Source organism: Mesorhizobium sp. M0587, from assembly GCF_040320945.1.
In the GTDB taxonomy this organism is placed as follows: domain Bacteria; phylum Pseudomonadota; class Alphaproteobacteria; order Rhizobiales; family Rhizobiaceae; genus Mesorhizobium.
Genome location: NZ_JAMYQP010000003.1, coordinates 29532 through 50496 on the forward strand (window position 1 = coordinate 29532; position 20965 = coordinate 50496).

The window sequence follows — 20965 nt, forward strand, 5'->3', positions numbered from 1 at the left end:
ACAATCCTACCTCGACACGGATTGGACGAACGAACGCTGCCAATCCTTTGGGCAACCGCGAAACTTTTCGCACATATAAACGATTTAAACAACTTTCAAAATATTTAAATCGATTAATGATTTGATATCATTTGCCTTTTCTGGTTCTGACCATCTTAGCTCGCTTGGTGGGCATGCTGGAAATGCGCCGGCAAAGATGCGGCAAATCGAAGAAAGGGGACACCAATGTCGGAAGTCGGCAAACGCAATTTGGCTTGCGCGATCGATCATATCGGCCTGAAGACCACCGGCGTGGTGCGCTACAATTTCGGTGCGGCGGCCCTTTACGAGGACTCGATCCGGCGCGGCGAGGCGCGGTTGACCGCGCACGGCGCGCTTGTCGCCGAGACCGGACAGCACACCGGCCGCTCGCCCAAGGACAAGTTCGTCGTCCGCGACGCCGCCACCGAGCCGCATGTCTGGTGGGACAACAACAAGGCGATCTCGCCGGCCCAGTTCGATACGCTGCTCGCCGATTTCGGTGCCCATGCCGCCGACAAGGATCTTTACGTGCAGGATCTCATTGGCGGTGCCGACGAGGAGCTGAAGCTCCCCACCCGAGTGGTCACCGAATTCGCCTGGCATTCGCTGTTCATCCGCAATCTGCTCATTCGTCCCGACGCAGCCGAACTCGAGCGGTTCGTGCCCGAGATGACGATCATCGACCTGCCGTCCTTCCGCGCCGATCCCGCCCGCCACGGCAGTCGCACCGAAACGGTGATCGCCGTCGATCTCATGCGCAAGATCGTGCTGATCGGCGGCACCTCCTATGCCGGCGAGATGAAGAAGTCGGTGTTCACCATGCTCAACTATCTCTTGCCGCAAAAGGGCGTGATGCCGATGCACTGCTCGGCCAATGAGGGGCCAAATGGCGACGCAGCCATCTTCTTCGGCCTGTCGGGCACCGGCAAGACAACGCTGTCGGCCGATCCGTCGCGCACGCTGATCGGCGACGACGAGCATGGCTGGGGACCGCACGGCATCTTCAACTTCGAAGGCGGCTGCTACGCCAAGACGATCAAGCTTTCGGCCGAAGCCGAGCCCGAAATCTTCGCCACCACGCAGCGCTTCGGCACGGTGCTGGAAAACGTCGTGCTCGACGCCGATGGCGTGCCGGACTTCAACGACGGCCGGCTCACCGAGAACACGCGCTGCGCCTACCCGCTCGACTTCATTCCCAATGCCAGCAAGACGGGACAGGCCCATCATCCCAAGAACATCATCATGCTGACCGCCGACGCCTTCGGCGTGATGCCGCCGATCGCCCGGCTGACCCCGGCGCAGGCGATGTATCATTTCCTCTCGGGCTACACCGCCAAGGTGGCTGGAACCGAAAAGGGCGTGACCGAGCCCGAAGCGACGTTCTCGACCTGCTTCGGCGCCCCGTTCATGCCACGCCACCCGTCGGAATACGGCAATCTGCTGCGCGAGCTTATTGCCCGCCATGGCGCCGATTGCTGGCTGGTCAACACTGGCTGGACTGGCGGTGCTTACGGCACCGGCAGGCGGATGCCGATCAAGGCGACGCGCGCCTTGCTTGCGGCCGCGCTCGACGGCTCGCTGAACGCAACCGAGTTCCGCACCGACGCCAATTTCGGCTTCGAGGTGCCGGTGGCTGTTCCGGGGGTGGACAGCACCATTCTCGACCCGCGATCGACCTGGGCCGACAAGGCTGCCTATGACCGTCAAGCGGCAAGGCTGGTCGGCATGTTCGCCGTCAATTTCGAAAAGTTCGAGAGCCACGTCGACGCCGTCGTGCTGGGGGCAGCGCCGCGCATGCAGGAGGCGGCGGAGTAATCGCCACGCCGCTCAGCACTATTGGGGGCCCGGTTTCGATCGGGCCTTTTCTTTTTTGATCCGCCGCGCCATGACTGCGCCATGACCTCGGACGACAAGATCATCATTGCCGACGACGCGGTGATCCACCCAGGCGACCTGCACGAGGATTTCATCCGCTCGTCGGGTCCCGGTGGCCAGAACGTCAACAAGGTGGCCACGGCCGTGCAGCTGCGCTTCGATGCGCAGAACGCGGCCGGCCTGTCGGAGCGCGTGCGCGCCCGCACGATCAAGCTTGCCGGCCAGCGCGCCACCAAGGACGGCGTCATCGTCATCGAGGCCGGGCGCTTTCGCACACAGGAGCAGAACCGGGCCGATGCGCGGGCGAGGCTTGCGGCGCTGGTCGCCAAGGCCGCGGAACCGCCGCCACCGCCGCGCAAGAAGACAAGGCCGTCGAAAGGCGCGGTGGAGCGGCGACTGAAGAGCAAGGCCGGACGCGGCACGATCAAGAAGCTGCGTGGCCGGATAGAGAACGATTAAGCATCGCGAAGGCTGCACTGGGCGGGTGCCTTCCAATTCTGGGTTGCAGGTGGCAAGCTGGCGGTACCCACCACAGCAACGGAGATCGCAGATGGGAATGTTCGATTTCGTCAAGAGCGTCGGCAAGAAACTCGGCATCGGCGGCGACGAGGAAGCCGCACCCACGGCCGACACGCTCAAGAAGGAACTCGATTCACACAAGCTCGGCACCGATGGCGTGCAAGTTGTGGTTCAGGGTGATACGGCGGTGCTAAAGGGCGTGGTCAAGGACCAGTCGATCTTCGAAAAGGCGGTCATCGCTGTAGGCAACACGCTGGGCGTCTCCAAGGTGCAGGCCGACGAATTGCAGGTCGCGCCGGACGCCGGCAAGGCGGCAAGCCCGGCTAAGGAGCCGACCTTCTATACCGTGCAGAAGGGCGACAATCTCTGGAAGATCGCCGAGAAGAGCTACGGCAAGGGTCAGGGCGCCAAGAACACGGTCATATTCGAAGCCAACAAGCCGATGCTGACCCATCCCGACAAGATCTATCCGGGCCAGGTCCTGCGCATTCCCGAACTTGGCTGAAGCGGATCGCACCGAAGCAGCGAAATCGACGCGCCGCGCATCCGAAAGGACGCGCGGCGTTTTTGATTTTACCGCGGGCGCTTCGACAAAGCGGTGATGTTGCGGTCCTGACCCATGTAGCAATAGCCGCTGTTGCACGCCGTTGCGCGCTCATAGCGCCGATCCCACGTCAATATCTCGGTGAGACCGGCGAGTGCTTTCGGGTCGCCGTTTTCCTTTGATGGTGGCATGTTGCGGCCCGAACCATTCGCGAGGTGAGCCAACCCATGCTCGTTCTGTCCAAGGGCGTTCGCCACATGCCGGCCTATCTGTCCCGCACTGCCCAGGAGGGGCTGGTCGAGAACGTGAGAAGCATTGTGCAACAGGCGCCGCTGTTTGTGCCGGCCATGCCGCGCACCGGCAAGGAAATGAGCGTGCGCATGACCAATTGCGGTCCGCTCGGTTGGGTCACCGACAAGGAAAGAGGCTACCGCTATCAGCCGACGCATCCGCTGACCGGACTGCCATGGCCGCCGATCCCGGAGAGCCTGCTAGATCTCTGGCGGCAGGTGTCGGGCTACCAGCATCCGCCGGAGGCATGCCTGGTCAATTTCTACACGGCGGACGCAAAAATGGGCCTGCATCAGGATCGCGACGAGACCGATTTCTCAGCCCCCGTCGTCTCTGTCTCGCTGGGTGACGAATGCCTGTTCAGGATCGGCCAGACGACGCGCGAGGGCGGCACCAAGTCGTTCAGGTTGAAAAGCGGCGACGTGGTCGTGCTCGGTGGCGAGGGCCGCCTCTGCTTCCACGGCGTCGACCGCATCTACCCCTCGACCTCGGCGCTGCTGAAAAATGGCGGGCGGATCAATCTCACATTGCGGCGGGTGACGAAGCCGGACGAAGGCTCCGCATAAGCCGATCTTAACGCGCATCCCTTATCAGGGCCGGCAGGGTTTTTGGAAAACACCGCAATGGCACTGGTCAATCAGACTGCCCCCAGCCAATCCGATCTGCGCTTCGGTGCCTTGGTGCTGTGCACCGGAATCCTGATTGGGTTGCGCTACCACCTCGCTTTGTGGACCTTCGACGAGCACGGCTTCTCCGAACTCAGCGACCGCCTGCCCTACTGGGATTTCTCCAACCTGTGGGCCGGTGGACGCATGGCGCTCGACCGTCATGTCGCGTTGCTGTTCGACGTCGACGCCTACCGCGCGACGCTGCGACAGATGTTCTCGCCCGACCTTCCCAATCAAGAATGGAGTTATCCGCCCAGCATCCTGATCTTCGGCATGCCGCTCGCCTTACTGCCAATCTTTTCGGCCTATTTCGTCTGGACGTTCGGTACCATCTTTTGCCTGTGGCTGGCGGTGCGGCCGCTGAAACTGGCCACATTTGCCGAAGCGGCCATCCTTGTGTGCCCGGCCGTGTTCATCAATGCCATCTTCGGCCAGAACGGCGCCTTGACCACCGCGCTTCTCATCGGTGGCTTGGCGGTTGTACCAAGGCGGCCGATCCTGGCCGGGGTGCTGTTCGGGTTGTTGACGGTCAAGCCGCATCTCGGCATTCTGGTTCCGTTCTGCCTGCTGGCGAGCGGCAATTGGCGCGCCATCGCCGCCGCTGTCCTTTCATCGGCTGCGCTGTTCGTCCTGACCGGCGCCATGCTCGGATTTGACGTCTGGCGGCTGTTCTGGACCGAAACCCGTCCCTTGATGACCGCAATACTGGAGGCGCAATATCCCCAGTCTTACCAGTCCAATGCCGCAACCATGTTCTTCCTGGCGCGCGCATGCGGGTCGAACTTGACGGTGGCTTACGCGATGCAGGCTGTCGCGACAATCGCCGCGATCACCGCCGCCATTTGGATCTGGCTGCCCCGGCGGCAAGTCGACCATGGCGAAAGGGTGGTCCTTACCGTCGTGCTGGCGACGGTGGCGACGCCTTACGGCTACAGCTACGACACTGTAGGCCTAGCCATTGCGGTCGCTTATTTGTTCTCGACACGCGCCAATATACCTCGGCTTTTCCTGGCGTTTATTTGGCTCTATCCTGCCATCGCTCATCTGGTGAATGGTGCCGGGCTGGGGATTGGCGTGCTGGTGCCGTTGTCCCTGTCGGCATGGATGCTCGTCGGCATAAGTGCCCGCGAACGTGGGAACGTTGTTTCAGAGGCGCCGGGAAGCCACACACGCTAGTTGCAGCGAGGAATTACCGCAATGGTCCCCCGAGGCTTCTTTTCGGGACGGCGTCCGCCAACGGATAGCGATGCGCGCATCCCGCCCGGCCAACATCTCGAGCAGGGATTTCCGGTGCTGTCGGCGGGACCGACGCCACATCTGCCCACCGAGGATTGGACGTTCACGTTGAAGCACGGGCCGAGACCGGTCAGGAAATGGAACTGGGCCGAGTTCAACGCTTTGCCGCTGACCAGGATGACGCGCGACATCCATTGCGTGACCGCGTGGACCAAAGTTCGATACGGCATGGCAGGGCGTCTGAATGGAAACGGCTGGTTCGGGAGACGTGTCGCCGCCGCTTTTTTCACAATCGCGCGGCACGGGTCGGGATGCGGCGGCGCGGCGTTGTCAGCGCAGCGGTGAAAAGATCGCCGAGACCAACTGGAACGGCAGTGCGCCGTAGGCGGCGACGGTCGCCTCATCGTGCCATTGCCGGAATTGCCGGGAGGGTCTCGCCTCAAGAGTCAAGGCGTGCTTCTCGCCGTCAAGCGTCACCTTGCCGCGAAAGTGCAGCACCCGTTCTCCACCGGACCGGCTGATGGCCATGGCGCGCAGGCGCGCAAAATGGTGATCATCGGCGTTGATCTCCATTTCGATGCGGCGGCGGACCGGTGGAACGCTGATCCTGACCGTGATGTCCAGCATCATGTCTCCTGCCGTCGGCGGGCAGGGCATGGCTTGTGAGAACACCGATAGCGACGCTGCTTCGGCTGGCTCGTTGCGGGCTGGCCTGCCGCGCCAGGCCTTGGCTGGCGGATCCTGCCGCAGCCGGCCGCTCTTTCGCCGCAGCCGCAATTGCTTGGCAAGGCCACGCGACAGCCAGACCAGCCTGCCGAAATCGGTCCGTGGCTTGGCTTGCAGCACTCCCGACCAGCGCGAAAGGCCAGCGTGGTCGGCCATCTCGATGACCGTGACCAACATCGTCTCCGGCACTGGAACACCGATCTCAAGCGCCAGATAGGACAACGCCACCGCTGCCGCGACGGCTAGGCCGCGCCTGGCGACGACGTCAAGGAACACATCCCAGTCGACATCGCCGCCGCGCAGGGCCACCGCGCAGTCCACCAGCCAGTCGCTATGCGTGTGGGCGTCGAGCCCGCCATGCCCGATGGCCAGCGCGATGCGGTCGGCCGGCGACGGTACCAGCACGTCGACGCCGCTGAACTCGGCTGCAACCGCCCGCCGCCAGATCGCCAGGTCGTCTTCGTGGCTTTGCTGCGACCCGTCATAAGCGAGCTGGTGCAGGTCGATGTCGCCAAAATTGCTCTTGAAAAAATTCATCGAGCGTAGCGACGCCAGTCTTGTCCGCAGATATTGCGGGCTGACACCGGTGGCGATCTGCCACTCGCGGTCGCGCAGGACGTCGAAGGCCGTTTGCAGGTCCTGCGGGCGCACCAAGATGTCGATGTCGTGCGCCACCCGGCCACGCTGCGCCGCTGTGTCGAGGGCGATCCGGCTGGCGCCCTTGATCAGCATCACCATGCATCCGGCGTCCGCCATTGCCTTCAGCGCCGGTTCGGCTTCACGCATCGCCATGCGGGATCTGGTCCACAGCATCTTCTGCAGGCCGACGAGACGCGGGTAGGCGGTATGGCCGGCCAATTTCCTGCCGAACCTGTCGGAGACGGCAGCCAGCAGCCGGTGTTCCCGGAAGGAGACGAGATCGATATCGTTCGCGTCAAGCCAGAGCGTGGCGTAACTTGCGGCGGCGTCCTCATTGGCAAGCAGCGCCGCCTTGAGCAACTGGTCGAGTCCACCCGTCGGCCAGGACCAGCCATAGTCCGGAAAGCGGCGGCCGATGCGGCGAATTGGCTTGGCCTTCAACGGGTGCCTGCCTTGTTCTGCGCTCGCCGCTGCATGGCGAGCCTTGCTACCTGGAGGTAGCCGCGGTCGCGTGCCGGATCGCGTCCGTATGACAGGCTGCCTGGCCTTATGCGCCGCAAGGCCAGCACCTCATCCATCATGCCGAGAACGAAGCCTGCCTCCCTGGCGCGGGCGATCCAGTCGATCATCTCGCCACGGCCCCCTGGCGGATCGACCACGGGGCCGATGGCGTCGGCCACGTCACGGCGGATTACCATGGTCGTCCGCGCCCAGCCGGGCAAGGCGGCGGCCTCGGCCGCGTCGGGCCGATCGTCGCGGAAGGTCCGCCAGTGACAGAAAACCGCCGACGTTGCCGGAGCTTCTGCGAAATGCGCCAGCTGCCGCTCAATCTTGTTCGGCAGCCACAGATCGTCCGCATCGAGCGTGGCGATGAACGGCGTCGACAGGGCCGCGATGCCTCGGGTCGTGGCGCTGCCAGGTCCGGCGTTTTCTTGCCGCAGCAGGCGTATTGGCATACCGAGAGCATGGATCATCCCGGCGAGATCATCGGTCGAGCCGTCGTCGACGATGACGATGTCATCGGGCTTCACCGTTTGCGCCATCACCGAGGCCAGTGTCTCGGCAATGGTTGTGGCCGCGTTGAAAGCTGGAATGATGACGCCATAGCCAGGCATGTTACATAAAGCGCCAGTCTGCGAGTTCCTTGAAATCGAAGATACCCTCGACCCTGTGCAAGGAAGGATCGGCCTTGCGCCGTTTCATCGACTTGTGAATGGCACGCATGAATTCCCGCAGTGCCGTATCGGCTTGCTTGGTCATGTTTCCCGGATGACGTCTGTAGTAAAGCGCGACCGTATCGGGCATGACGAATTTGGGGCCGCTTTCGAAGACGCGCAGCAGAAAGTCGGTGTCCTCGGCCTGCTTGAACGCCTCGTCGAAGGCGCCGATGCGCTCGATCAGCTTGCGGCTGAAGATGCCCGCCGCCGACAGGTGGATTCCCCGCACCGTCATGCAATGGCTGTCGGCGGCTGGTTGCAGCGTGTCGTCGTCGATGCCGTCGACCAGCATCATCCGCGAGTAGGTCAGATCGAGGCCGGGATCGCCGGCAAAACAGGCAAGGTCCGCCCTGAAGCGCCCGGCCGGCGAAATATCGTCCGAATCGAGGAAAGACACGAAGTCTGCGTGCCGCGGCAATTGCAGCAGACCGGCGTTGCGCGCCTTTGTCACTCCGCCATTGGTTTGCTGGACAAGACGGATGCAGGGAGCCTCCTCGATCAGCGACCGGATAACCGCGGCCGAGCCGTCGGTGGAACCGTCATCGACGACGATGATGTCGAGGTCGGCTGCGTCGCGTTGCCTGAGCAGGGAGCGCAACGCCGGGCCGACATGATCTTCACGATTGTAGACCGGCATGATCACGCTCAGCTTCATGCTGTGCCCCGCATCATGAAATCCGCGATCGTACCGGCTATCTCCTGCGGCTCTGTCCCCAGCGACAGCTGGTAGCACGGCAGAAGGCGCGTTAGATCGCTGAAAAATCGGAAGCCACTTTCGCGCTCGCCCGGCATCTGGGCGATACCGGACGGTGCCAGTGCAATCATGGCTTCCTTTCGCGACAGCGGCATGATCGAACTGATCCTGCCTCCGCTGATATGTGGCACCACCAGAGCGGTGATGTCCAGATTTGACGGCATCGGCCGGGCCGCTATGTCGCCAATGTGGAACTGATGCTTGCCTTGCCAGTTGAGCGGGCCGTACGACGTCAGCCTCCGGTCCAGTCCCAGGCGACGAAAACCGTCCGGATCCTGTTTGAGCGTGGCGAACAGGGGATAGGCGGTCACTGCCGCGGCCATGCCGATCAGCACATAATCGTCGCCGACACTGTCCAGCCCGTTGAGCAGCCCGGCGACGACCGTTCCCGATTTTCCGGCCCCACCCGAACCGGCAAGCAGGATGCCCTTGCCATCGATGCCGAGCGTTCCTGCATGGGCGAGCCGCATGCCGCGGGCCGCATATTCCCAATGCAGGAAGGCCCGCAGCGGCGCACCCGGCTCCCAGGGTGGGAAGGCGTCGGCCGAGGCCATCAATTGCACGCCAACGCCACGTTGCGGATCGTAGAACTGCCAGAAATCCAGATCGTGAAAATAGTTACCACGCAATCCTGCCTCGGCCAGCCGGCCGGCGAAAGCATGAGGAGTAAAAAACGCCCGGCCCCAACCTGCCGGTGCGGGGACGCCCTCTATTTGCGGATCGGCGACGAAAATGCTGCATTTGCCGGGTCCGGCAACCGGCGCCCGAACGAAGGCCTGTTCGACGGCGCTCGCCAGGACTCCCGCGCCCATATGTGCCGTCATCTCCAGCCGGGGCAAATGAACCTTGCGAGTGACGTGATAGCCGCCGGCCGCGCTTTCCGCTGCCGCCAGCACGTGGCGCGCATAGTCGGGCAGGGTTTTCAGCGTGATGCTAGACATGATCGCCCGGCCCCCGTGGTCGCCTGACAAGGCGTGAGCCGTTCAGGTTGCCTGCTTGACCGCCGGCCAGCCGACGGGCTCTTCCACCTCGTGGATGGGGTCGACCAGGATCAGGTCGGCGAGGTCGTCATGGATCTCGACATGGAGCGGGTCGCCGGCACGGGCCAAGTCGGCGAGCAAGGTCTCGGAAGGCATCTGCGCCGGTGCATCGGCGGCAAGTGCGAGCAAGCCGAACTCGAGGAGTTGCGCAACGAACCGGCCGATCTCGGAGGCGGTCACCTCTCCAACTCGGGTCGCCGCTCCGATCAACTGAACGGGCGGTACGCCGGATGACAGCGCCTCCCAGATCCTGCTGCCGGAATCGGAGAAACCAAAATACTTGCCATTCGAGAGGTCGAGCACCACGGCTTCGCCGTCGAAAGATTCAAAGACGATGTCGCTGCTCGCGACCGTGTAGACGTCGGAATGACCCATCGGTGTTGTCCCGCCCTGCAATTGCCACCGCCAACCCGCCGGCTGGTGCGACTGCTTCCCCTACAACGCCTGTAAACACCGGGTTCTTTCTTGGCAAGGCACGGGCTCGGTTCGGGTGCTCGCCGCTTACGCCTCGATTTCCAGCGCCGACAGCGGCTTCGAGCAGCACGCCAGGATGAAGCCATCGTCGACCTCGTGATCGAGGATGCCGCCATTGTGGCTCATCTCGACAGCGCCGGAGACTTTTTTCACCTTGCAGGTTCCGCACAGGCCGAATTCGCAGGCGGCGGGAATTCGCACGCCCGAGGCGCGCGCCGTCTGCAGCACGGTCTGGCCGGCGACGCAGTCCGCATCGACATCCGAAAGCGTGAACCGGATCGGCGTCACGGCCTCGACAGGGCCGGCAGTACCGTCTTGCGCCGGTGCTGTGAACGGTGCCGGGATTTCCTCCACCATCGGCGCGGCAAAGCTCTCCTGGTGATATTTCGTCATGTCGAAGCCGGCTGCCTCGAGCATGCCGCGTACCGCACGCATGAAGGGGTCGGGACCGCAGCAGAAGATTTCGCGCTCACGGAAATCGGGCGCCAGCAGCGGCAGCCGGATCGCGTCGATCCGGCCCATATGCCCGTACCAGCCCTCGCGGCTAGACCGCTCTTCGATCATGAAGCCGAGTGACAGGCCCGGCATATGCCCGCCGAGCAGTTCGAGCTCCTTGCGAAAGATGATCTCTTCCGCGCGCCGCGCGCAGTTGACGAAGCCGACGTCGGTCCATGGCGCGCAGTCGTTCAACCAGCGCAGCATCGACATCATCGGCGTTACGCCGGAGCCGGCCGAGATGAACAGATATTTGGCCGCCGGATGGCTGTGCAGCGAAAAGTCTCCGGCCGGCCCGTAGGCCTTGACGTGCGAACCGGGCTTCAAATGCTCGAACATCCAGCGTGTGCCGACGCTGCCGGCCTGCGCCTTTACCGTCACCGCGATCGAGAACGGCCGTGACGGTGAAGACGACAGCGTGTAGGTGCGCATCAGCGGCCCATCGGCGGTCGGCAGCTCCAACGTCACGAACTGGCCCGGCTTGTAGCGGAACCAGGTCTGGTTGTCGGAACGGAAGGTGAAGGTCTTCACGTCAGGCGCCTCGTCGCTGACGCCGATCACTTCCAGCACCTGCAGCCGGTCGTTCCAGGGTGCCATCTGGTGGAGATGACGATAGAGGCCAAGGTCCGTCATCGCATTCATCCTCTTGTCCCTTGTGTTCCGTGCATCGCTTGATCCCAAGACGCTGCGTTTTTGCAGCCAAGCGTGTCCGCTTGGCTCCAAAAAAAATGCTCTAGGCGACGCTACGCAGGGCCGGCCTGCCATCGCCGGCCAGGCGCGGGCCGATGAACGACGAATACCATTCGACGAACTGGATGACGCCACCTTCGTGCAGTTCCGAATAGGGACCGGGCTCGTAGGCCGGCGACAGAATGCCGAAGGCGTTTTCCTCGACGATGCGGCGGTCCTGGTCGTTGGTCTCCGTCCAGACATGGGTGAGTTCGGCGAGATCGTAGTCGACGCCTTCGACCGCATCCTTGTGCACCAGCCATTTCGTCGTCACGGCGGTTTCCGTGGCACTGATCGGCAGCACGCGGAAGGTGACGGCGTGGTCGCCGAGGATGTGGTTCCAGGTTGTCGGATAGTGGTAGAGCAGCAAGGAACCGATCCGATCGGTGGCAACGCTGTCTGACAGGTTCTTCTTGACCGCGCGCTTGCCCGTCATCGTGTAGCTGACGGCATCGCGCAGCAGCGGCGCGCGGGTGGCGCGGTATTGCCCGGCCGGATCGATGCGGAACTTGCTCGGCAGGCCGGCCGCCTCGCATTTCGCCCAGTGCGCCAGCATTTCCGGGTCGCTGTCGGCGCCTTGCACGCCGGTCACCGTAGGCGCTTCCGGAAACGTCTTGCAGAGTTCGGGATGGTTGCCGGCGCAGTGGTAGCACTCGCGGTTGTTTTCCCAGACCAGCTTCCAGTTGCCTTTCTCGACGATCGTACTCTCGAAGGCGACTTTTGCTTCGCTGAGCCGGTGCGGCTTGAGATAAGGCTCTATCATCGCCCGCATCGGCGCGAAATCCGCCGGCTCCTTGGCCAGGCAGATGAAGATGTAGCCGGCCACGCTCTCGCAGGCGACCGGCTTCAGGCCGAACTGGCTCTTGTCGAAACCGTCGGCCATCTGGCGGGCGAAAAGCAGGCGCCCATCCAACTCGTAGGTCCACTGATGATAGGGGCAGACCAGCTTGGCGGCCGTGCCTTTGTCGGAGTTGCAGACGCGGCTGCCGCGATGGCGACAGGAATTGTGGAAGGCGTTGATCTTGCCTTGCTGGTCGCGGACAAGGACGACCGGGTAGTCGCCGATCTGCGCGGTGATATAGCTGCCCGGCTTCGGCAGTTCGCAGTCATGGCCGATGAACAGCCAGTCGCGATACCAGATCAACTCCATGTCGAGCTTGAAGAAATCGGGGTCGGTGTAGAAGGGCTGCTCGAGCGAGAAACCGCCTCTGCGGTTCTCCAGCAGCCTCAGCATGTCGTTGCGCACATCCATGTCCTGTCCTCGCGTTAAGGACTGACTATGGTGGTGATGGAGGAAGGATTGGACGCAGGCCAGGGGCGAGCCGGCATGAATCATCCGCCTCTTGACCGCCCACCGCGATCAGTCGAGTCTAGAAATCTCGGCTGGTTTCCGGGCTCTGGAGTTGTCCTTGCGGACGATCGCGACACCTTCCCAGGCTTGCACCCAGTGGTCTCCCGTTGCGATTTGAACTCCACCACCGTTGCGGGGGCAGCGCCGGATTCTGACCGGCTTCCCAATTCTCCGCCCCGTCGTCACGAAGCGGCACCTGAGATGGCGCGATCTAATCACGACACGCGTCTTGGCGTCGGCACGAAAACGACATCGCATCCATGCGGCGCGACACGCATAAGCGATAGTTCGATCGAGGATCGGGGCTCTTGAAATCGTCTCATCGCCGCCCCGCCGGGGGGTCGGGTTTCGATCTTTGGCAGAAGCAAAAAGGGCTAACGGTTTCGAAAAGTGACTATTAGCAGCGCCTAAAATCGAACCGAACGGTTCGTTTCTGTTGACGGTGCGTGCAGGACGGTGTGAACACTCGGCCTCCGACACAGTTGGTGATGGGAGTGGAGCTTTCATCTAATCATCTGATATTTAACCGAAAAAATCGCAAGTAGAAGGTTTTGGCCCAGTTTCAAGAGGTGGATTCATGGTCCAGTCGGAACAACTTCGTGATTGGCAATGACCAGATGACTTTCCCACATCGGGGCTGTCCGAACGACGCGATTTCCTCCCAAGACACGCCGCTAGACGGACGGGAAAATACTGGAGTACCTAAAATGAAAAAAATTGTCCTCACTGCCGCCGCCCTTCTGGCCATTTCCGGCAGCGCCTTCGCCATTGGTAGCGACCACTATGGTTCGAACGCCCCGGCAGCCACTGCTGTCGACAGCTCGTACACCGCTTCGGTCAAGAAGTCGGAACCGGCTGCTCAGACGCCTGCTCAGGGCAGCGACCGCAACCTCTTCGGCAACAACTAACAACCGATTCCCAGCAGGTGACCGGCTCGCCCGCCGCCCTGGTGAAACCAAATTCAGGAGACTTGAAATGAAGAAGATCATTCTTGCTGCCGCCGCCGTTCTGGCGATCTCCGGCAGCGCCTTCGCCGATGGCGGCAATTATGGCTCGAACGGCGCCAACCAGCCCGCGGTTACTTCGACCGACAGCTCGTATACGGCTTCGACTCAGAAGTCGGCTCCGGCTGAAAAGCAGCCCGTCCAGGGCGCCGATCGTAACCTCTTCGGCAATAACTAACAGCCAACTCCCCGTGGACGGCGTGCTTTGCCCGCCGCCCCGGTGGAACTTGAAATTCAGGAGACTTGAAATGAAGAAGATCATCCTCGCTACCGCCGCCGTCCTGGCTATCTCGGGTAGCGCTTTTGCCGGCAGCGACAACTTTGGCTCCAATGGCGCCAACCAGCCTGCCACAACCGCTGTCGACAGCTCCTATACGGCTTCGACCAGCAAGTCGGAGCCGGCCACGCAGGCGCCTGTCACCCAGGGCAGCGACCGCAACCTGTTCGGCAACAACTAACATCTGACCGCAAGGCGGCGGCTTTGCCGCCGCCTTGGATTAGCGAATACGGAGTATCAAAAAATGAAAAAGATTGTTCTCACTGCCGCCGCTCTTCTGATTGCCGCCGGCAGCGCCTATGCCCGCAACGACAACGTTGGCGGCACCGACATCAACAAGCAGGCGACCGTCAACGTCGACACCTCGCACACGGGCTCGATCCGCAAGAGCGAGTCGCCCGTCTACAAGCTGCTCAATTCGGCGGGCGACGTACCGAAGTCCGCCCCTCAGGGCAGCGACCGGAATCTCTTCGGCCGCTAACAGCCGAAGCTGATTTCCAAAAAAAAGCGGCGGGCCTGGGCTCGCCGCTTTTTCGTTATCGGGACGTGGTTCCGTCTCAGGCCGCTTTCGCTTCCGCTTCATGAAGCGCGAAGGACCGCCCCTCGGTGTCGAATATATGCAGGTCCTCGCCATTGGCGCTCAGCCGCAATGTCGAGCCGCGCTTGACCTCGACATTGCCAGGCAGCTTGGTCACCAAGGGCAGATCGGCGCGGCCGATATCGATGTAAACGAGCTGAACCTCGCCGAGCTGTTCGACATAGTCGACCGTCCCTTCGAACAGATAATCGCCACCGCTGGCGATGATCAGATCCTCCGGCCGCACGCCGAAGCTTACCGCCGTCCCCTTTGCCGAAGCAGGCGTCGAGATCGGCACGGTTGCCTTGCGACCGCCGACATGGCTGACGATTGTCGCGTTTCCGGTCCTTTCGATGGTCGCCGGCAGGATGTTCATGGCCGGTGAGCCGATGAACTGGGCGACAAACAGATTGCCTGGCTTCTTGTACAGATCCATCGGCGTGCCGACTTGTTCGATATGGCCATCCTTGAGCACCACGATGCGATCGGCCAGCGTCATCGCCTCGACCTGGTCGTGGGTGACGTAGATCATCGTCGTGTTGGGCATCGATTCCTTGAGCTTGGCGATCTCGATACGCGTGGCGACGCGCAGTGCCGCATCGAGGTTCGACAGCGGCTCGTCGAACAGGAACACTTTCGGATTGCGCACGATGGCGCGGCCAATGGCGACGCGCTGGCGCTGGCCGCCCGACATCGCCTTGGGCAGGCGGTCGAGATATTTGGTCAGCTGCAGGATTTCCGCCGCCTGGCGCACGCGCCGGTCGATCTCGGCCTTGCTCTCCTTGCCGATCTTCATCGAGAACGCCATGTTGTCATAGACGGTCATGTGCGGATAGAGCGCATAGGACTGGAACACCATGGCGATGCCCCGCTTCGAAGGCGGCACGTCGTTCACCACCTCGCCGTCGATCCTGAGTTCGCCGGAGGTGATCTCCTCGAGGCCGGCGATCGAGCGCAGCAATGTCGACTTGCCGCAGCCCGACGGGCCGACGAAGACGATGAACTCGCCAGATTTGATATCGAGGTCGATGCCGTGGAGAATGTTGAGATTGCCGTAGGACTTCTTCACTTGTCTTAGCGTGACATCGGCCATGATTTCCCTCCGAGTGATTTCCTCAAATTCAGTCGATACGCCCGAACCAGGCGCCGTAGCCGCCGAGGCGGACGGAACCGCCGCCGGACTGTCCCGGGAATCCATGCCCGGACAAAGGTTGCAGCGATCGGCCGCCAAGGTCAACCTCGGCCGGCCTCGCGCCAAGGTTGAAGACGCAGACGACCTGTTCATTGCCCGCCTGGCGGGTGAAGGCAACTGTATCGCCCTCGCTTTCGAAGAAGGTGATATCGCCCTTGGCCAGCGCTGGATGGGCGCGCCGGAAGGTCAGGAAGCGCCGGTAATGTTCCAGCAGCGACGCTTCATCGCCCTGCTGGACATTGACCGCTTGCGACAGATGCTTGGCAGGCACCGGTAGCCAGGGCTTTGCCGAGGAGAAGCCGCCATTCGTGGCGCTGCCATCCCACACCATCGGCGTGCGGCAGCCGTCGCGGCCCTTGAATTCCGGCCAGAAGCGGATGCCATAGGGGTCCTGCAGATCCTCGAAGCGAAGGTCGGCTTCGCCGAGCCCGAGTTCTTCGCCCTGATAGATGCAGACCGAGCCGCGCAGCGACATCAGCAGCGCCGAGATGACCTTGAGATAGGCGGCCGGGTCGGCCTCGTTAGCGGCCCAGCGCGAAGCCGGGCGCATCACGTCATGGTTGGAAAAGGCCCAGCAAGACCAGCCGTCGCTGGCCGCCTTGCCGAACGCCTCCAGCACCGAGCGGACCTTGGCCGCGCTGATCTTTTCCGGCGCCAGGAAGTCGAAGGCATAGCACATGTGGACCCGCTTGCCGCCGGCGGTGTAGGCGGCCACCACGTCCAGCCCGCGTTGCGAATCGCCGACCTCGCCGACCGCCGCCGCCGCCGGATACTCGTCGAGCAGGGCGCGAAACCGTTCGAGGAAGCCGAGGTTTTCCGGACGGCTCTTGTCGTAGATGTGGTCCTGGTAATTGTAGGGATTGACCGCGGGTGCGGTCTGGTCGTTGCGTTCCTCGGGCGGCAGCGGCGGGTTGTTTTCCAACCCCTGGCTGTGGAAGTAGAAATTGATGGTGTCGAGCCGGAAGCCATCGACGCCGCGCTCCAGCCAGAAGCGGGTGACGTCGAGCAGCGCGTCCTGGACCTCGCGGTTGTGGAAGTTGAGGTCCGGCTGCTCGGCAAGGAAATTGTGCAGATAATATTGCTGGCGGCTGGTGTCCCATTGCCACGCCGATCCGCCGAAGATCGACAGCCAGTTGTTGGGCGGCGTACCGTCCGGCCGGGCGTCCGCCCAGACATACCAGTCGGCTTTCGGATTGGTGCGGTTCGACCGGCTTTCCTTGAACCACGGATGAATGTCGGCGGTGTGCGACAGCACCTCGTCGATCATCACCTTGAGGCCCAGCCTGTGCGCTTCCGCCGTCAGCGCATCGAAGTCGGCAAGCGTGCCGAACATCGGATCGACATCGCAATAGTCCGAGACGTCGTAGCCGAAATCCTTCATCGGCGACTTGAAGAACGGCGAAATCCAGATGGCGTCCGCGCCGAGCGCGGCGATGTAGGGCAATCGCCCGATAATGCCCTTGAGGTCGCCGATGCCATCGCCGTTCGAATCCTGATAGCTGCGCGGGTAGATTTGGTAGATCACCGCACCTCGCCACCAGTCGCGGTCGACGGCGAGATCGGGCTTCGAACTGGCCTTCAAAGCGGATTGCATTGTCTCAGCCTCCTTTCACCGAGCCGGCAAGCAGCCCGCGAACGAAATAGCGCTGCAGCGAGAAGAACACGAGCAGCGGCACGATGATGGTCACGAAGGCCGATGTCGTCAGGATCTCCCAATCGCCGCCGCGTGAGCCAAGCAACGCATTGAGCTTGGCGGTCAGTACGATCTGGTCTGCTTCCGTACCCAGGAAAACCATCGCCACCAGCAGATCGTTCCATACCCACAGGAACTGGAAGATGGCGAAGGAGGCCAGCACCGGGAACGACAGCGGCAGCACGATCTTGACGAAGATCTCGAAATCGCTGGCGCCATCAATGCGCGCCGATTCCATGATCTCTCGCGGCAGCCCGGCAATGTAGCTTCTGAGCAGGTAGATGGCGAAGGGCAGGCCGAAACCGGTATGCGCCAGCCATATGCCGAGATAGGTTTTCGACGGCATGCCGAAGAAGGCGCCGACGCCGTTGTAGAGTTTCAATAGCGGGATCAGCGACATCTGCAATGGCACCACCAGCAGGCCGATGATGACCGCAATCAGCAGCGCGCGGCCGGGAAAGCGCATCCAGGCCAGCGCATAGGCGGCAAAGGCCGCGATCAGGATCGGGATGACCGTCGCCGGTATGGTGACGGTCAGCGAATTCATGAACGAGCGGCCGATGCCTTCGGAAAACAGCACCGTGCGGTAGTTGTCGGTGGTGAATTTCGGTGGTGCCGACGAGGCATAGTAGACACGCTGGCCGCGATCGCCTTCGAATGCCTTGGGCGATTGCATGACGAAGCTGCCGTCGGCATTGAGCTGCAGGGTCACGCCGTCGCCGAGATCGGCTGACGTGCCGGCGGAATACTGCGTTGGCGCCGCCGACTTGACGCCGAAGGCGCTGATGTCGCGCTTGGCCCCATCGCCGAAGATATTGCCCTCGAGGACGAACTTGCCGTCCTTCTCGACCTGCGCCGAGGCAGCGGGCAGGCGGCCGGCTTCCGTCTGGGTGGAACTGGCGAACGAGTTCCACCAGCCCGAGGCGATGATCTGGTTCTTGTCGCGCAGCGAGGAGACCAGGATGCCGAGTGTCGGGATGGTCCAGATCGTAACGAAGACCAGCACCGCGATGTGGACGCCGAAGCGGCTGGCAAAGGAATTTCCGGTCGCGACGGCCATCTCAGTGTCCCCCCGTCTCTTTATTGGCCTGGCGGATATTCCAGACCATGATCGGAATGACCGCGATCATGATGATGATGGCGATGGTGGCGCCGCGGCCGAAATCGCCGCCGCCGCGGAACATCCAGTCGAACATCAGATTGGCCAGCACCTGACTGTTCCATTGGCCGTTGGTCATGGTCAGCACGATGTCGAACACTTTCAGCACCAGAATGGTGATCGTGGTCCAGACGACGGCGATGGTGCCCCAGATCTGCGGCACCATGATCTTCCAGAAGATCTGGAACGGGTTGGCGCCGTCGATGACGGCGGCTTCCAGCGTTTCCTCGGGAATGCCGCGAAGCGCCGAGGACAAGATGACCATGGCAAAGCCGGTCTGGATCCAGATCAGGATCACCATCAGGAAGAAATTGTTCCAGAACGGCAGCGATATCCAGACCTGCGGCTGGCCGCCGAAATGCTGGATGACGGCATTGAGGATGCCGATCTGCGTCTGGCCTTCGCCGCGGTACTCGTAAATGAATTTCCAGATGACGCTGGCGCCGACGAACGAAATGGCCAGCGGCAGGAAGATCAGGCTCTTGGCGATCGTGCCCCACCAGATCTTGTCGGTGAGCACGGCAATGATCAGGCCGAGGAACGTGCAGGCGGCAGGCACCACCGCCAGCCAGAGCACATTGTTGAGGATCGAATTGCGGAACTCGCGGTCGCCGAACGCCCACCGATAGTTGGCCAGGCCGACGAAGCTGACGCCGCCGCGATCGAGGAAGGACAGCCGCAACGTCTCGACCACCGGGTAGATCAGGTAGATGGTCAGGATGATCATCGCCGGGCCGACGAACAGCCAAGGTCGGATCAGGCCTTGCCGGCGCAGATTGTCGACGGCGGCAGCACCAGAGACGCCGCGCGAGGGAAAGGTGATGTCGAGCAGTTTGTTGGCGCCCCAGAAATAGGCGACACAGCCGCCGACGCCGATGATGATGACAAATATGGCCGAGAAAATCTGAGCCGCCATGGGTCCCTCTCCCTGCGCATGACCGGCCAGGCCGAACAATCCTGGCGATGGATGATGCGCCGATTCAGTTAGTCGGAACGATCGAACGCAAAGCCGGTCCGGCGTCGCTGCCGGTCGGATCCGGGCCGGCAAGGCCCGGATCCAGTATAAGGATCAGGAAGTTCTGAAGTGCGGCCGAGGCCAGCTGCCAGACGTTTTACTACCCGAGCTTTTACTTGATGGCGTCCCAGCTCTTCTGGATGTCGGTGGCGACGTCCTGCGCGGACTTGCCGCCGACCAGGTCGATCATGCCGGTCCAGAAGGAGCCGGCGCCGATCTTGCCTGGCATCAAGTCGGAACCATCGAAGCGGAAGGTCGAGGCATTGGCCAGGATTTCGCCCTGCTTCCTCAGCGCATCGCTGGCATAGGCCTCTTTGTTGACCGTCTTGAGCGGCGTCACGAAGCCGCCTTCAGCCATCCAGATCTCGTGCGCAAGCGGCATCTTCAGGAATTCGATGAACGCGCGAGCACTCTTGCTATCTTTCGTTATCATGGCGAGCGTGCCGGCGCCGAGCACCGGCGTGCCGAGGTCAGGCTTGGACGCGTAGGGCGGGAAATAGAAGAAATCCGCGTCCTGGCCGATCTTGGTTCCTTCCGGGAAGAAGGTCGGGATGAACGAGGCCTGGTGGTGCAGGTAGCATTTCGGCGGCACCGAGAAGAGGCCCTTCGGGCTATCGCGGAAATCGGTCGCCGCCACCGCCTTGGCGCCGCCATCGACCATCTTGTCGTCGGTCGCGATCTTGCCGAAGATGTCGATGGCGTTGACCACCGCCGGATCGTTGAACGGGATCTCGTTCTTCACCCATTTGTCGTAGACTTCCGGCGACTGCGTGCGCAGCATCAGGTCTTCGACCCAGTCGGTTGCCGGCCAGCCGGTGGCGCCGCCCGAACCAAGCCCGATGCACCATGGCGTGCCGCCATCGGCAATGATCTTCTTCTCGAGGTCGGCGAGTTCTTCCTGCGTCTTCGGCACCTTGTAGCCGGCTTCCTCGAAATTATCCGGCGAGTACCAGACCAGCGACTTTACGTCGGCCTTGTAGGGGAAGGCGAAGAAGCCCGGCTTGCCGTCCTTGTCCTTGAAGGTGCCGAGGTCGACCCATGACTGGCCGGCGCCGTAATTGTCCTTGATCCATTTGGCGGTATCGTCGCCGAGCGGTGTCAAAAGACCCTTCGATGCCAGATCCTGGATCAGGCCCGGCTGCGGCAGCACGGCGATGTTGGGCGGACTGCCGGCTTGCGTGTCGATAACGATCTGCTGTTCGTAATTCTCCGAGGAGGAATATTTTATTTCGACGCCGGTGGCCTCCGAGAAATAATCGAGTACACCGCGCACCAGGCCTTCGTCCTCGCCGCGCCACGGCCCGAAGATCGACAGGGTCTCGCCCTTGAGGTCGACTTTCTTGAGCTCTTCGTAATTTGCCCAGTTGAAGCGCTTGTCTTCGCCCGGCTTGAACTTCAGTTCAGCCTGCGCGGGCGTGTTCAGGGCGAGCGTGGCAAGCGCGGCGCCCAGCAAAAGTATTTTCTTCATC

Annotated in this window: 21 protein-coding genes, 1 pseudogene and 1 riboswitch; of the genes and pseudogenes, 10 read left to right on the top strand and 12 right to left on the bottom strand. The window is 62.3% G+C overall.

What is annotated here, in order from left to right; genetic code table 11:
- Positions 1–225 precede the first annotated feature (225 nt).
- The 6 genes and pseudogenes from NKI49_RS03465 to NKI49_RS03490 all read left to right on the top strand — a co-directional run.
- On the top strand, positions 226–1836 hold the full coding sequence (locus tag NKI49_RS03465; protein WP_352599814.1) for a phosphoenolpyruvate carboxykinase: 1611 nt from the start codon (positions 226–228) through the stop codon (positions 1834–1836).
- An 81-nt stretch (positions 1837–1917) separates the two neighbouring features.
- A complete protein-coding gene (arfB, locus tag NKI49_RS03470) occupies positions 1918–2355 on the top strand; it encodes an alternative ribosome rescue aminoacyl-tRNA hydrolase ArfB (RefSeq protein WP_352599816.1) in 438 nt (145 codons plus the stop codon).
- A gap of 91 nt (positions 2356–2446) precedes the next feature.
- Positions 2447–2920, top strand: coding sequence for a peptidoglycan-binding protein LysM (gene lysM, locus NKI49_RS03475; protein WP_352599818.1), 474 nt, complete (start codon positions 2447–2449; stop codon positions 2918–2920).
- 266 nt (positions 2921–3186) lie between these two features.
- Entirely contained in the window at positions 3187–3816 is a 630-nt protein-coding gene (locus NKI49_RS03480; RefSeq protein ID WP_352599820.1) for an alpha-ketoglutarate-dependent dioxygenase AlkB family protein, read from the top strand.
- A 57-nt stretch (positions 3817–3873) separates the two neighbouring features.
- The gene (locus NKI49_RS03485) at positions 3874–5094 is read left to right on the top strand and encodes a glycosyltransferase family 87 protein (RefSeq protein ID WP_352599822.1); all 1221 of its coding nucleotides are present in this window, start codon (positions 3874–3876) and stop codon (positions 5092–5094) included.
- Positions 5095–5115: 21 nt separating this feature from the next.
- Positions 5116–5395, top strand: a pseudogene (locus tag NKI49_RS03490) (molybdopterin-binding protein); the annotation flags it as partial.
- A gap of 89 nt (positions 5396–5484) precedes the next feature.
- Here NKI49_RS03490 and NKI49_RS03495 read toward each other — a convergent pair.
- The 7 genes from NKI49_RS03495 to NKI49_RS03525 form a co-directional block, all read right to left on the bottom strand.
- On the bottom strand, positions 5485–6960 hold the full coding sequence (locus NKI49_RS03495; protein ID WP_352599824.1) for a nucleotidyltransferase family protein: 1476 nt from the start codon (positions 6958–6960) through the stop codon (positions 5485–5487).
- A complete protein-coding gene (locus NKI49_RS03500) occupies positions 6957–7634 on the bottom strand; it encodes a glycosyltransferase family 2 protein (protein ID WP_352599826.1) in 678 nt (225 codons plus the stop codon). Before NKI49_RS03500 ends, NKI49_RS03495 begins: the two co-directional genes overlap by 4 nt.
- Position 7635: 1 nt before the next feature.
- A complete protein-coding gene (locus NKI49_RS03505) occupies positions 7636–8391 on the bottom strand; it encodes a glycosyltransferase family 2 protein (protein ID WP_352599828.1) in 756 nt (251 codons plus the stop codon).
- Positions 8388–9431, bottom strand: coding sequence for a serine kinase (locus NKI49_RS03510; protein ID WP_352599830.1), 1044 nt, complete (start codon positions 9429–9431; stop codon positions 8388–8390). Before NKI49_RS03510 ends, NKI49_RS03505 begins: the two co-directional genes overlap by 4 nt.
- A 42-nt stretch (positions 9432–9473) precedes the next feature.
- Positions 9474–9905, bottom strand: coding sequence for a PqqD family peptide modification chaperone (locus tag NKI49_RS03515; protein ID WP_352599832.1), 432 nt, complete (start codon positions 9903–9905; stop codon positions 9474–9476).
- 126 nt (positions 9906–10031) lie between these two features.
- Positions 10032–11132, bottom strand: a complete 1101-nt coding sequence (locus tag NKI49_RS03520; RefSeq protein ID WP_352599834.1) for an FAD-binding oxidoreductase — start codon at positions 11130–11132, stop codon at positions 10032–10034.
- Positions 11133–11232: 100 nt separating this feature from the next.
- The gene (locus NKI49_RS03525; RefSeq protein WP_352599836.1) at positions 11233–12480 is read right to left on the bottom strand and encodes an aromatic ring-hydroxylating oxygenase subunit alpha; all 1248 of its coding nucleotides are present in this window, start codon (positions 12478–12480) and stop codon (positions 11233–11235) included.
- 112 nt (positions 12481–12592) lie between these two features.
- Positions 12593–12795, bottom strand: a riboswitch (cobalamin riboswitch).
- A gap of 491 nt (positions 12796–13286) precedes the next feature.
- On the opposite strand from NKI49_RS03525, the gene NKI49_RS03530 reads away from it, so the two are divergent.
- The 4 genes from NKI49_RS03530 (at position 13287) to NKI49_RS03545 (ending at position 14341) form a co-directional block, all read left to right on the top strand.
- Positions 13287–13487, top strand: a complete 201-nt coding sequence (locus NKI49_RS03530) for a DUF680 domain-containing protein (protein ID WP_352599838.1) — start codon at positions 13287–13289, stop codon at positions 13485–13487.
- A gap of 67 nt (positions 13488–13554) precedes the next feature.
- Positions 13555–13761 carry a DUF680 domain-containing protein gene (locus NKI49_RS03535; RefSeq protein ID WP_352599840.1) on the top strand — a complete coding sequence of 69 codons (207 nt, stop codon included), beginning with the start codon at positions 13555–13557 and terminating at the stop codon, positions 13759–13761.
- Between the two features lie 70 nt (positions 13762–13831).
- A complete protein-coding gene (locus NKI49_RS03540; protein ID WP_352599842.1) occupies positions 13832–14041 on the top strand; it encodes a DUF680 domain-containing protein in 210 nt (69 codons plus the stop codon).
- A 63-nt stretch (positions 14042–14104) separates the two neighbouring features.
- Positions 14105–14341: a DUF680 domain-containing protein gene (locus tag NKI49_RS03545; RefSeq protein ID WP_027023902.1), complete on the top strand. Its 237-nt coding sequence runs from the start codon at positions 14105–14107 to the stop codon at positions 14339–14341.
- A gap of 76 nt (positions 14342–14417) precedes the next feature.
- Here the strand turns inward: NKI49_RS03545 and NKI49_RS03550 are convergent, their stop codons facing one another.
- The 5 genes from NKI49_RS03550 to NKI49_RS03570 form a co-directional block, all read right to left on the bottom strand.
- Positions 14418–15530, bottom strand: a complete 1113-nt coding sequence (locus tag NKI49_RS03550; RefSeq protein ID WP_352599844.1) for an ABC transporter ATP-binding protein — start codon at positions 15528–15530, stop codon at positions 14418–14420.
- Positions 15531–15558: 28 nt separating this feature from the next.
- Positions 15559–17223 carry a beta-galactosidase BglA gene (bglA, locus tag NKI49_RS03555; RefSeq protein WP_352599845.1) on the bottom strand — a complete coding sequence of 555 codons (1665 nt, stop codon included), beginning with the start codon at positions 17221–17223 and terminating at the stop codon, positions 15559–15561.
- A 4-nt stretch (positions 17224–17227) separates the two neighbouring features.
- Positions 17228–18382, bottom strand: a complete 1155-nt coding sequence (locus NKI49_RS03560) for a carbohydrate ABC transporter permease (RefSeq protein WP_352599846.1) — start codon at positions 18380–18382, stop codon at positions 17228–17230.
- A gap of 1 nt (position 18383) precedes the next feature.
- Entirely contained in the window at positions 18384–19397 is a 1014-nt protein-coding gene (locus NKI49_RS03565; RefSeq protein WP_352599848.1) for a carbohydrate ABC transporter permease, read from the bottom strand.
- 211 nt (positions 19398–19608) lie between these two features.
- Entirely contained in the window at positions 19609–20964 is a 1356-nt protein-coding gene (locus tag NKI49_RS03570) for an ABC transporter substrate-binding protein (protein WP_352599850.1), read from the bottom strand.
- Position 20965: the final 1 nt, after the last annotated feature.

Excerpts from the sequence above, each read along its gene's own strand:
- NKI49_RS03525 (WP_352599836.1), bottom strand. The coding sequence starts at position 12,480 with ATGGATGTGCGCAACGACATGCTGAGGCTGCTGGAGAACCGCAGAGGC.
- NKI49_RS03550 (WP_352599844.1), bottom strand. The coding sequence starts at position 15,530 with ATGGCCGATGTCACGCTAAGACAAGTGAAGAAGTCCTACGGCAATCTC.
- NKI49_RS03480 (WP_352599820.1), top strand. The coding sequence starts at position 3,187 with ATGCTCGTTCTGTCCAAGGGCGTTCGCCACATGCCGGCCTATCTGTCC.
- bglA (WP_352599845.1), bottom strand. The coding sequence starts at position 17,223 with ATGCAATCCGCTTTGAAGGCCAGTTCGAAGCCCGATCTCGCCGTCGAC.
- NKI49_RS03520 (WP_352599834.1), bottom strand. The coding sequence starts at position 11,132 with ATGACGGACCTTGGCCTCTATCGTCATCTCCACCAGATGGCACCCTGG.
- NKI49_RS03505 (WP_352599828.1), bottom strand. The coding sequence starts at position 8,391 with ATGAAGCTGAGCGTGATCATGCCGGTCTACAATCGTGAAGATCATGTC.
- NKI49_RS03530 (WP_352599838.1), top strand. The coding sequence starts at position 13,287 with ATGAAAAAAATTGTCCTCACTGCCGCCGCCCTTCTGGCCATTTCCGGC.
- arfB (WP_352599816.1), top strand. The coding sequence starts at position 1,918 with ATGACCTCGGACGACAAGATCATCATTGCCGACGACGCGGTGATCCAC.
- NKI49_RS03510 (WP_352599830.1), bottom strand. The coding sequence starts at position 9,431 with ATGTCTAGCATCACGCTGAAAACCCTGCCCGACTATGCGCGCCACGTG.
- NKI49_RS03535 (WP_352599840.1), top strand. The coding sequence starts at position 13,555 with ATGAAGAAGATCATTCTTGCTGCCGCCGCCGTTCTGGCGATCTCCGGC.
- NKI49_RS03515 (WP_352599832.1), bottom strand. The coding sequence starts at position 9,905 with ATGGGTCATTCCGACGTCTACACGGTCGCGAGCAGCGACATCGTCTTT.
- lysM (WP_352599818.1), top strand. The coding sequence starts at position 2,447 with ATGGGAATGTTCGATTTCGTCAAGAGCGTCGGCAAGAAACTCGGCATC.
- NKI49_RS03540 (WP_352599842.1), top strand. The coding sequence starts at position 13,832 with ATGAAGAAGATCATCCTCGCTACCGCCGCCGTCCTGGCTATCTCGGGT.
- NKI49_RS03570 (WP_352599850.1), bottom strand. The coding sequence starts at position 20,964 with ATGAAGAAAATACTTTTGCTGGGCGCCGCGCTTGCCACGCTCGCCCTG.
- NKI49_RS03565 (WP_352599848.1), bottom strand. The coding sequence starts at position 19,397 with ATGGCGGCTCAGATTTTCTCGGCCATATTTGTCATCATCATCGGCGTC.
- NKI49_RS03545 (WP_027023902.1), top strand. The coding sequence starts at position 14,105 with ATGAAAAAGATTGTTCTCACTGCCGCCGCTCTTCTGATTGCCGCCGGC.
- NKI49_RS03500 (WP_352599826.1), bottom strand. The coding sequence starts at position 7,634 with ATGCCTGGCTATGGCGTCATCATTCCAGCTTTCAACGCGGCCACAACC.
- NKI49_RS03485 (WP_352599822.1), top strand. The coding sequence starts at position 3,874 with ATGGCACTGGTCAATCAGACTGCCCCCAGCCAATCCGATCTGCGCTTC.
- NKI49_RS03560 (WP_352599846.1), bottom strand. The coding sequence starts at position 18,382 with ATGGCCGTCGCGACCGGAAATTCCTTTGCCAGCCGCTTCGGCGTCCAC.
- NKI49_RS03465 (WP_352599814.1), top strand. The coding sequence starts at position 226 with ATGTCGGAAGTCGGCAAACGCAATTTGGCTTGCGCGATCGATCATATC.